The 9794-nt window shown below is 52.6% G+C and carries 10 protein-coding genes; 2 read left to right on the top strand and 8 right to left on the bottom strand.

Annotation, left to right across the window (positions count from 1 at the left end; all coding sequences use genetic code 11):
• From M3200_RS00465 to M3200_RS00430, 8 genes are all read right to left on the bottom strand, one after another.
• Positions 1 to 852 (bottom strand): FeoB small GTPase domain-containing protein (locus M3200_RS00465; RefSeq protein ID WP_288178055.1); only part of this gene is annotated, 852 nt, incomplete at its 3' end.
• 43 nt (positions 853 to 895) lie between these two features.
• Positions 896 to 1120 (bottom strand): FeoA family protein, encoded by a 225-nt coding sequence (locus tag M3200_RS00460; RefSeq protein ID WP_022381575.1) that lies wholly within the window; start codon positions 1118 to 1120, stop codon positions 896 to 898.
• 18 nt (positions 1121 to 1138) lie between these two features.
• Positions 1139 to 1351 carry a FeoA family protein gene (locus tag M3200_RS00455; protein WP_022381574.1) on the bottom strand — a complete coding sequence of 71 codons (213 nt, stop codon included), beginning with the start codon at positions 1349 to 1351 and terminating at the stop codon, positions 1139 to 1141.
• 796 nt (positions 1352 to 2147) lie between these two features.
• A complete protein-coding gene (locus M3200_RS00450) occupies positions 2148 to 2621 on the bottom strand; it encodes a dihydrofolate reductase (protein ID WP_022381572.1) in 474 nt (157 codons plus the stop codon).
• Complete coding sequence (locus tag M3200_RS00445; protein WP_022381571.1) at positions 2618 to 3412, bottom strand: thymidylate synthase; 795 nt, start codon at positions 3410 to 3412, stop codon at positions 2618 to 2620. Before M3200_RS00445 ends, M3200_RS00450 begins: the two co-directional genes overlap by 4 nt.
• A 10-nt stretch (positions 3413 to 3422) precedes the next feature.
• The gene (gene recQ, locus M3200_RS00440) at positions 3423 to 5549 is read right to left on the bottom strand and encodes a DNA helicase RecQ (protein WP_022381570.1); all 2127 of its coding nucleotides are present in this window, start codon (positions 5547 to 5549) and stop codon (positions 3423 to 3425) included.
• Between the two features lie 204 nt (positions 5550 to 5753).
• Positions 5754 to 6821: an ADP-ribosylglycohydrolase family protein gene (locus M3200_RS00435; protein WP_022381569.1), complete on the bottom strand. Its 1068-nt coding sequence runs from the start codon at positions 6819 to 6821 to the stop codon at positions 5754 to 5756.
• Between the two features lie 259 nt (positions 6822 to 7080).
• Positions 7081 to 7359 carry a DUF1294 domain-containing protein gene (locus tag M3200_RS00430; RefSeq protein ID WP_022381568.1) on the bottom strand — a complete coding sequence of 93 codons (279 nt, stop codon included), beginning with the start codon at positions 7357 to 7359 and terminating at the stop codon, positions 7081 to 7083.
• Positions 7360 to 7511: 152 nt separating this feature from the next.
• Between M3200_RS00430 and M3200_RS00425 the strand changes: the two genes are divergently transcribed.
• Both M3200_RS00425 and M3200_RS00420 read left to right on the top strand, forming a co-directional pair.
• Positions 7512 to 8273, top strand: coding sequence for a sulfite exporter TauE/SafE family protein (locus M3200_RS00425; RefSeq protein ID WP_022381567.1), 762 nt, complete (start codon positions 7512 to 7514; stop codon positions 8271 to 8273).
• Between the two features lie 26 nt (positions 8274 to 8299).
• On the top strand, positions 8300 to 9673 hold the full coding sequence (locus M3200_RS00420; RefSeq protein WP_022381566.1) for a Na+/H+ antiporter NhaC family protein: 1374 nt from the start codon (positions 8300 to 8302) through the stop codon (positions 9671 to 9673).
• Positions 9674 to 9794: the final 121 nt, after the last annotated feature.

The raw sequence follows: 9794 nt of genomic DNA, 5'->3' as shown, positions 1-9794 counted from the left end.
AAGGATACGGTTCGTGACGACGCGGTCGATCTTGTCGGAGACCGTCATCGCATGGCCGTCATGCTTCTTCGTCAGGACGCTGGAAATGATGCGTCCGATATAGGAGTAACGCTGGTTGATGATGATGGATTCGGAATCATCGTCCATTTCATCTTCGCAGTCCTTGATGTGCGTATCAAGGTGAGCGAGAGTCTTAGGATCGAGCTGCAGTGCATCGGTCGCATCATGGTCTCTTTCAAATACCTTGATGGCATACCAACGGACGAATTCCTTGTCCACTTTGTCATGGATGGATTCTTCAATGTGCGCAATGGCGTGTTCTACGCTTCCGGTGAATACGGAAGGCAGGCAGTGCTTCCTGCCGCTCTTGGCAGCCTCGATGGCTCTTTCAGCAGCTTCCTTGCAGCCCTTGCCCTGCAGCGCGGAGATTTCCACGACTTCGCAGCCCAGTTCCTCGCCCATCTTCTTGATGTCGATCTTGTCCCCGCTCTTCTTGACGAGGTCCATCATGTTGACTGCCATGACGACCGGCAGCCCGATTTCAATCAGCTGTGTGGAGAGGTACAGGTTTCTTTCCAGATTTGTACCATCGATGATATTCAGAATCACGTCAGGCTGTTCGTTGACAAGGTAATTTCTTGCTACCTTTTCTTCCAGTGTATACGGGGACAAAGAATAGATCCCCGGAAGATCCTGGATAATGACATCCTTGTGTCCTTTAAGGATGCCGTCCTTCTTTTCTACGGTGACGCCGGCCCAGTTTCCCACATACTGGTTGCTGCCGGTCAATTCATTAAACAGTGTCGTCTTGCCGCAGTTCGGATTGCCCGCAAGGGCGATTCTGATTGACATTCTGACTCCTTTCCTACCTTAAGGAAATAAATATATGAGAAAATTACTCTTCCACTTCAATGACTTCCGCTTCACTCTTGCGGATGGAAAGTTCGTAGCCGCGGACGGTCAGTTCGATCGGATCGCCCAGTGGTGCTACCTTACGGACAAAGACATCGACTCCCTTTGTGATGCCCATGTCCATGATGCGGCGGCGCGTCGGTCCGTTGCCGCCGATCTTCTTGACCTTGGCGGTCTCCCCGACTGCCACTTCCTTCAATGTTTTCATAGCTGCTCCCTTCCTCCTTTAAAAGAAAATTCTCTGCGCCATGGACTTGTCGAGAGCAATGCGGCTCCCTTTGACCTGTACGATCAGGTTGCCTGCCATGTGGCTGACAATCAAAACTTCTGCGTCCATCACAAATCCGAGCTCAGCCAGATGCTGGCGGACGTCGTCTTTCCCTGAAATGCGGCGTATCGTCACAGTCTCGCCTTCCTTGGCAAATATGAGAGGCATCATTTATATCACCTCGATGCTTTCTTAAAAAGGAATTTCTTTCCGGCTCCGCGAAGGCGCCGGCCAATCACCCCATCGTTGATTATGTCATAATCTTAATGCACGTATTCAAAATTAGTCAATATCTCAAAATAATTTTTATTAGGTCGTCCTTTTCATTATTTTTCTGTATCCCGTTTATTGTTAAGGAAATTAGAAAATAAAGTAGGTTGAAACTTTAAATTTCATATCCAATATAATTAAATTCTTACTCACTTAATTTAATTTTTTCGATATTCGTTCTTTTTATATCTAGCTTCCTAAATATAGCAGGCTCCCAAAAGTGCCTTATGATGGGATAAATCCCGGGATTTCCGATATTTTCTCTCTTCCATGATGCTGCGTCCGGTTTGGGACAGGCGTCCAAAATCCGCAATAAATGTTTAGGTATCCCCTTAGAATACGCGCTTGCATACCATGAGAAAGTACTCGCCGCCCGCATGAGAAACGGCCTTTCCGCTTCCCCTTCCGCGGGGAGTTCCTGGTTTCTGATGCTGGAAACGGGGGATTTCTGCAATAGAAAAAAGGGCTGTACCAAAATGATTACACATTTTGGCACGGCCCCTTTTGTGTGGGTATATCCAATTAGAGAATTAGCTGATATAAGCGGATTGAGGGAGATGAAAACCATAAAACCGGACTTCGTCCGTGGAAATCAACCCTATCCACCGCGAAGCGGTCCCCCTTCCCCGTCTGGGAAGGCAAGCCTGGTGGTACCCTGATTCTGCTGCTTTATTATTTCTATTTTATTCCACTATTCTTATTTCCTGTGGTAGGTGATGAAGCGGTGCGGGATGTTTCCTCCGCCTTCTGTTTCTTCGGTGACGACCCAGTCTTCGGGACGAATCTCAGGGAAGAAGGCATCGCCGTCGAAGGGTTTCTCTACTTCTGTGATGTAGAGGGCGCCTGCGTACGGGAGGAGGGCTTTGTACATGTGCTCGCCGCCGATGACGAAGTTTTCTCCTTCGGGGAGGGATTCCATGAGGGATTTCACGTCGTGGAAGAGGAGAACGCCTTCGGGCGCTTTGTAGTCCTTATTTCCTGTGAGGACGTAGTGAACGCGGCCGGGAAGGACGCCCGGGAGGCTTTCGAAGGTCTTCCTTCCCATGATAATCGGATGGCCCATCGTCAGTTTCTTGAACCGCTTGAGGTCGTCGGAGAGGTGCCAGAGAAGGGCATTGTCCTTTCCGATGGCGTTATTGGATGCTTTGGCAACGATGATGGAGAGGCTCATACGGACACCTCCATGGCAATCTTGTCGTGATGCTTGTAGTTTTTAAGGACGATGTCTTCCGGCTTGAAGTCGTAGAAGTTCTTGATGTCAGGATTCAGGACGAGCTTCGGCGCATCGTAAGCCTGCGGCAGGCGGGAGAGCTGGAGGAGAAGCTGTTCCTTATGGTTTTCGTAAACATGGGCGTTGTTGATAACGTGGGTGAAAAGGCCCGGACGGAGTCCGCTCACCTGCGCGATCATGCAGACGAGGGCTGCGTACTGCGCCATGTTGAAAGGCACGCCGAGTCCCATGTCGCCGCTTCTCTGCACGAGCATGCAGTTCAGGCGACCGTCAGCGGAGACGTCCCACATGGTGAGGAAGGCGCAGGGATAGAGCGCCATGTCCGGCAGATCCTGGACGTTCCAGAGGTCGACGACCATGCGGCGGCTCTGCGGATCCTTCTTCAGCGTTTCAAGGAGCGTGTCCACCTGATGGTACTTGCCCAGCTGGTAGCCGTATGCCTTTCCGATCGTGCCGTCTTCTCTCATCCATTCATCCCATACGTGGCAGTTCCAGTCCTGAAGGACGCGGACGTTGTTCGACTGTTTCTGCCAGATCCAGAGGATTTCCTTCACGGATGTCTTGAATGCGACGAACTTGGTCGTCAGGATCGGGAATTCCTTTTCAAGGTCAAACTGCATGATCTGGTGGGGCAGCTTGTAGGCAGGCATGCCGGTGCGGTTGTCGCCAAGGGCCCCGTTTTCGAGGATATTCTTCACTATGCCTAAGTACTCTTTATCTGCAAGGCTCATGTCTCTCTCCTTACTCCGCACTCTGCGGTGATGACTTGATAATATTGATGAACGCGTCTCCGTATTCGGCGGACTTCTTCGGTCCTATGCCGCGGATGGCCCGGAGCTCTTCCTTTGTCTCAGGACGCTTCCTTTCCATTTCCGAGAGGGTGTCGTCGGTAAAGATGCGGTTGACCGGCACGCCTTTCTTTGACGCGAGGTAATTTCTGTAAAACTTAAGCTGCGCAAAGAGCGCTGCCGAGGATGGCTCCTCTTCCGGCATATCTTCTGCAGTGTCTTCCGGTTCTGTTTCCTTGAAGATCGGATTCTTTCTCCATGTCTCGCGGAGCTTTTCGTCCTTGTCTGCTTCTTCGAGGAAAATCTTCAGGAAACGAGTGCCGTACTTTCTTAGCTTGAACTCGCCCACGCCCCTGACGGTACTCATTTCTTCAAGTGTCTTTGGAGAAATGACAGCCATGTCTTCCAGCGTGGCATCGGAAAATACGACAAAGGGCGGCACATGCTCGGCGGATGCGATTTCTTTCCGGAGGCTTCTGAGCTTGTCGAAAAGACTGCCGTGGACCGGGCTTCTGGCGGCCAGTTTCCTTTCGACGGCAGCATCCGCCATGGCGTCTTCTGCGCCGAAGGCAAGGCCGAATACATTGGCTTTCCCTTCAAGGACGTCCTCTGCCTTGTTTGTGAGGCGCAGCACGGGGTACGGCTCGCCCTCGCGGACGAGGTAGCCGTCAGCGACGTAGCTGTTCAGCGCGCTCTTGATATGCCTGGCCTTCACGAAGGACAGCTTGCCATACGTCGGGAGCTCGTCGAGCTTCCTGTCCAGCACTGCCTTCGCGCGGCTGCCCGCCAGAATGTCTGCGACAGTCGATGCGCCGAAGCGCCCGTGGAGCGAGCGGACGGTCTTGAAAATGAGGGCGGCCGTGTCCGTCACGTCCACCTTCGCCTGCCCGCTTTCGCAGTTGCCGCAGTGGCCGCAGGGCTTGTCCGCCTTCTCCCCGAAGTAGGTCAGGATGAAATTGCGGAGGCAGGCCGTCGTCTGGCAGTAATCGATCATGGCATTCAGGCGGTGGTAGTCCATCTTCTTCTGCTCTTCGTCCTGATTGCCCTGATCGATGAGGTAGCGCTGGATGCCTGAGTCCCTTCCATTGTAAAGAAGGATGCACTCAGCGCTCGCGCCGTCTCGTCCGGCTCTCCCTGCTTCCTGGTAGTACGCCTCGAGGCTCTTCGGCATCTGGTAATGGATGACATAGCGCACATTGCTCTTGTCGATGCCCATGCCGAATGCATTCGTCGCCGCCATGACGGGCGTACGGTCGTAGGAGAAATCCTCCTGCGCCTTTCGTCTTTCCTCGTCTTCCATTCCTGCATGGTATCTTCCTGCGCGGATGCCGGCACGTTTCAGAAGGTCATGGACCTCATCGACTGCCTTTCTCGTCGCACAGTAAATGATGCCGCTTTCCTTCTTGTGCGCCTTCACGTACCGGAGGAGCAGCGCTTCCTTGTCCGCATCACGGATGACGCGGAAGGACAGGTTCGGCCGGTCGAGTCCGGTGCGGAAGATTTCCGCATGAGAAAGCCCCAGGCTCTTCTTCATATCCTCTTCGACAGCCGGCGTCGCGGTCGCTGTGAACGCCGTGACGATCGGTTTCTTGGGAAGGGAATCGATGAAGGTCTTGATCTTCCTGTACGACGGGCGGAAATCATGGCCCCACTGGGAGACGCAGTGCGCCTCATCGATGACGACCATGGAAATCGGCACCTGCGCGAGGCAGTCAGTGAAGTAGGACGGTTCCAGCTTTTCCGGTGCCATGTAAAGGATCTTGATGCGGCCCCTGTACATGTCGCGCAGGCGCTCGATCGCTTCATCATAAGGCACCGTGCTATTCACGTACGAAGCCAGGATGCCCTGCTCCGTCAGCGCCTCCACCTGATCCTTCATGAGGGAAATCAGGGGCGAGATGATGATGGACCCGTGAGGAAACATCATGGCAGGTATCTGAAAACAGATGGATTTCCCGGCGCCCGTAGGCATGATTGCCAGAATATCCTTCTTCTTCAGGATCGTGGAAATGACTTCCTCCTGTACAGGCCGGAACGAATCGTAGCCAAAATACTGCTTCAGCACTTCACCCGGCGTCATGCGCATCCTCCTTCCCCCGCTGCCGCCATGCGGCCAACAGGCTTTCCGCCTTTGTTTTTAGATCCGCGCCTCTCCTGCGCGAATCTACGCAACTTATATTATAGCATAATATAGATGATTCTTTATCTGGAAATAGAATCCATTCGTCCACGAAAAAAAGGCTGCGGCTAAATGATTTTGTCACAGCTCCTTTTGATTCAGATTTTATCTTTTGCCCGGACGGTACTTGTCGTAGACGTAGAAGAGTTTGTCTGTCAGGAAGGAAATGGCTTCCTTTCCTTCAAGGACGTCTGTCCAGTAACCCGGGATGAAGGTATCGCCGAAGCGTACGCCTTCGATAGCGCCAGTGATGGCAGCTGTCGTATTGCTCTTTCCTCCATGGTTGGCGGAAATGATGACGGCTTCGAGCGGATCATCTACGGCAATGGAGCAGTAGATGGCAATCGCCAGTGCTTCTTCTGCATTCGTTCCGTCGCCAAAGGATGCGATGGAGTCGATGTGGTCCCATACGCCTGTCTTTCCTGCCGGGCGGTTGTCTGCCTGCTGGCGGGCTGCCGACATGAGGGACAGGATCGGATCGGTCTTGTGCATCTTCGTCAGGATGGATTCCGCATAATCCAAAGATTTCGGGAATGACATGCCTTCTGCCAGGCATGCGATGATGCATGCAAGAGCGCCGGAAGAATAATATGCGATCGGATTGGAATGGGAAAGGGCTGCTGCCTTGACGGCTGTATCAAAGGCCATCTTCCCGTCGCCTGCAAAGGTGAGGCCGATCGGAACGGCTCTTGCCAGGGAGGCGCTCCCCTTGCTGTCATTCACTTTATTTTTCGTCGAGCCGCGGCCGTCCTTGGAAAAGGCTCCCAGAAGCCCTTCTTCCGGATTTCTGCGCGCGTGCATGAATTTCTCTCTGACGAGGCAGAATTCCCTTTCATGGGACTGGCGTCTCATCCAGGTCTTCTGGCCTCTTCTGGGTTCTTCACCCGTCTGGCTGTAGTACCAGCGCATATAGCTTCTGTATATACCTTCTATGATATCGAGCTTCTTGGCATCCGCCCAGAGTATCCCGTCGATTGTTGCCAGGAGTGTCTGTGTGTTGTCAGAAACAGGTGCTTTCTTTCCGTTTTTCGGATCGCCCACGAGGGTGCGCAGTCCGAATGGACCAAATCTATGCTTAATTCTGGCCACGGAGAGATTCTGCAGCGGATACCCCAATGCATCCCCGCACGAGGCGCCTATGATTGCGCCGCGAAACTTCTCTATCTCCGCCATTTTTTCCTCCTTCGATGTTTGAAATCTGCCTCTGAAAACCTTCTTTCAGACGAAAAAGCCTTCCCAGTCCTTCGTCCACATTTCCCTCTCAGGAAAATAAAAGTTCCTGCAAATGACTCTCACAGAAACTTGAGTAGTATAGAAAAAATTTAACTTATACCCGTACACTATCATATTTTCTTTATTATAACACATTTTATACTCGGGAAAAGAGATAGTATGCATAAAACAGGACTAAAAGTTCAGTAAGGAGCCGCCCCTAGTATAAGCGTCCCATAAGAAATAATCCTGCCAGAATGACAACCTGGATAAGGAGCATCCCAGGGACAAGGATGCGGAATTTCCAGTGCTTCGTCTTGTGATGGTAATGCTTCATGCCAAGAAATGCGCCAAGAGATCCGAAGCAGAAAGCGGCAAGGAGAAGATTTCTTTCTGAAATCCTCCACTCCCCCCTGATTGAACGCCTCTTGTCTTCGCCGTAAAGGAAAAATACGGCGAGGTTGATGCAGATAAGAATCACCGGAATCGCTTGTTCCATAAATCCATCCTTCCTCTATGCCTTTACTTTTATTATACTCCCCCTGAAAAACTTCCTTATATATATTTAATCATTTATACGTGTACGAATATCTTCTTCCGTGTTAAGATAAAAAATGTCTATACAAATTTACAATCTTCAAGGAGACCCTTATGGACTTATTGATGCAGTACCTTATTATATGCCCTCTGGTCATGCTGGCCGGATTCATCGATGCGATTGCCGGAGGCGGCGGCCTGATTTCCCTGCCGGCTTACATGATCGCCGGGATTCCCGTTCATCATGCGATTGCGACAAACAAGATGAGCTCGACAATGGGTACGGCGCTTGCGACATTCAAGTTTGCAAGGAAAGGCTTCATCCCCTGGAAAATTGCGCTTTCCTGCGTCGTCTGCGCTTTTGCCGGCTCGACCCTTGGCGCAAACCTGGCCCTTCTTGTCAATGCCCATATCTTCATGCTCTTCATGATCATCGTGCTCCCGCTGACTGCTGTCTACGTGCAGAAGACGAAGAACTTCATCGTGGAAAAGGAACCGCTCTCCTTCAAGAAGACGACCATTCTCAGCATGGCCATGGCTCTTCTGATCGGCGTCTACGACGGTTTCTACGGCCCGGGCACAGGCACATTCCTGCTGCTCCTCCTGACGGGAGTCGCCCACCTTTCCATCCATAAGGCCAACGGCGTCACGAAGGCCATCAACCTGACGACGAATGTCGCCGCCCTCTGCGTCTTCCTCCTGAATGCGAAGGTCCTCTTCCCGCTTGGCATCATTGCAGGGCTCTTCGGCATGGCAGGCAACTGGCTGGGCGCTTCCTACTTTGCGAACGGCAGCGCAAGAAACGTGAAGCCGATCATCATGATCGTCCTTGGCATCTTCTTCCTGAAGGTCATTTACGAATTATTCTTTAAGTAAGAGCCTCTGCTCTTTTCGAGGTACGAATGAAATACAAATCCCCCAACATTGGCAGTTTGAAGGCGCTGCTCCCCTTCCTCATCTTCATCGCCATCTACCTTGGTGCAGGCATCTACTTCCAGATGCAGGGCGTGGACATGGCTTTCTATCAGTTCCCTTCCGTGACGGCGATGTTCATTGCCGTGCTCTCGGCCTTCTGTCTCGGAAGCGAGCCGATCATGTTCAAGTTCGGCATCTTCTCGAAGGGCGCTGCCAATGACAACATCATGACCATGCTCATGATCTACATCCTGGCGGGTGCCTTCTCCGCTGTGGCTGCTGCCATGGGCGGCCGCGACGCAACGGTGAATCTTGGCATCAGCACGGTCCCGGCACAGTACCTGACGGCCGGCATCTTCCTCATTTCCGCCTTCATGGGAACGGCCACGGGCACATCCATGGGAACGGTAGCAGCCATCATACCGATCGCAGCCGGCATCGGCGAGAAGAGCGGCATTTCCGCTCCCCTCATCATCGCGGCCTGCGTGGGCGGCGCGATGTTCGGCGACAATCTTTCCATGATTTCTGACACGACGATCGCGGCGACAAAGACACAGGGCTGCGCACTGAAGGACAAATTCAAGGTGAACTTCCTCATCGCCCTTCCGGCCGCCATTGCAACGATTGCCGTCCTCCTCATCCTTGGGACGCCGGGCGCAGCAATTCCTGACACATCGGGCGGATTCGACTTCATGAAGGTCCTTCCCTACATCGTCGTCCTCCTCCTTGCCCTCATGGGAACGAACGTCTTCCTCGTCCTTGTCATCGGCATCTTCCTCGCCGGCGTCATCGGGCTGTCGGCCGGGGATCTCACGATCATATCGCTTGCCCAGGCTGTCTGGAACGGATTTACCAGCATGAACGAAGCCTTCTTCCTCGCCCTTTTCTGCGGCGGCATTTCCGAGATGATTTCCTACTACGGCGGCATCACCTGGCTCATCAACAAGCTCCACGGCATGATCAGGGGACCGAAGACAGCACAGCTTGGCATCGCTTCCCTCGTCTCCCTTGTGGACTGTGCGACAGCGAATAACACCGTCGCCATCATCGTATCCGGCGACGTAGCCAAGCAGATCAGCGAGAAGTACAAGGTCGATCCGAGAAGAAGCGCTTCCCTCCTCGACATTTTCTCCTGCATCTTCCAAGGCATCATCCCCTACGGCGCGCAGCTCCTCACCGCGGCTGCCCTTGCCACGCAGAGCGGCGTGAAGATCACGACCCTCGATATCGTGCCGCACATGTGGTACTGCCTCTTCCTTGCCATCTTCGGCATCCTTTCCATCTTCATCCCCTACGCAGACGGCCTCTGCCGGAGGAATCCATGGGACTGGGAAAAAGGAAAACCCGTGGAAAATAAATAATGAAATAGAAAAGGACTGTGATGAAATGAAATCATTTCGCCGCAGTCCTTTTTTGTGTGGGGATAGTGAGTATATTCGATTAGAGGATTATCTAACAAATGTATTTATCGACTCTATCTGA

The sequence above is a fragment of the Dialister sp. CAG:357 genome (assembly GCF_000435155.1).
In the GTDB taxonomy this organism is placed as follows: Bacteria; Bacillota; Negativicutes; order Veillonellales; family Dialisteraceae; genus Dialister; species Dialister hominis.
This window is presented reverse-complemented; position numbering and strand designations above follow the sequence as displayed.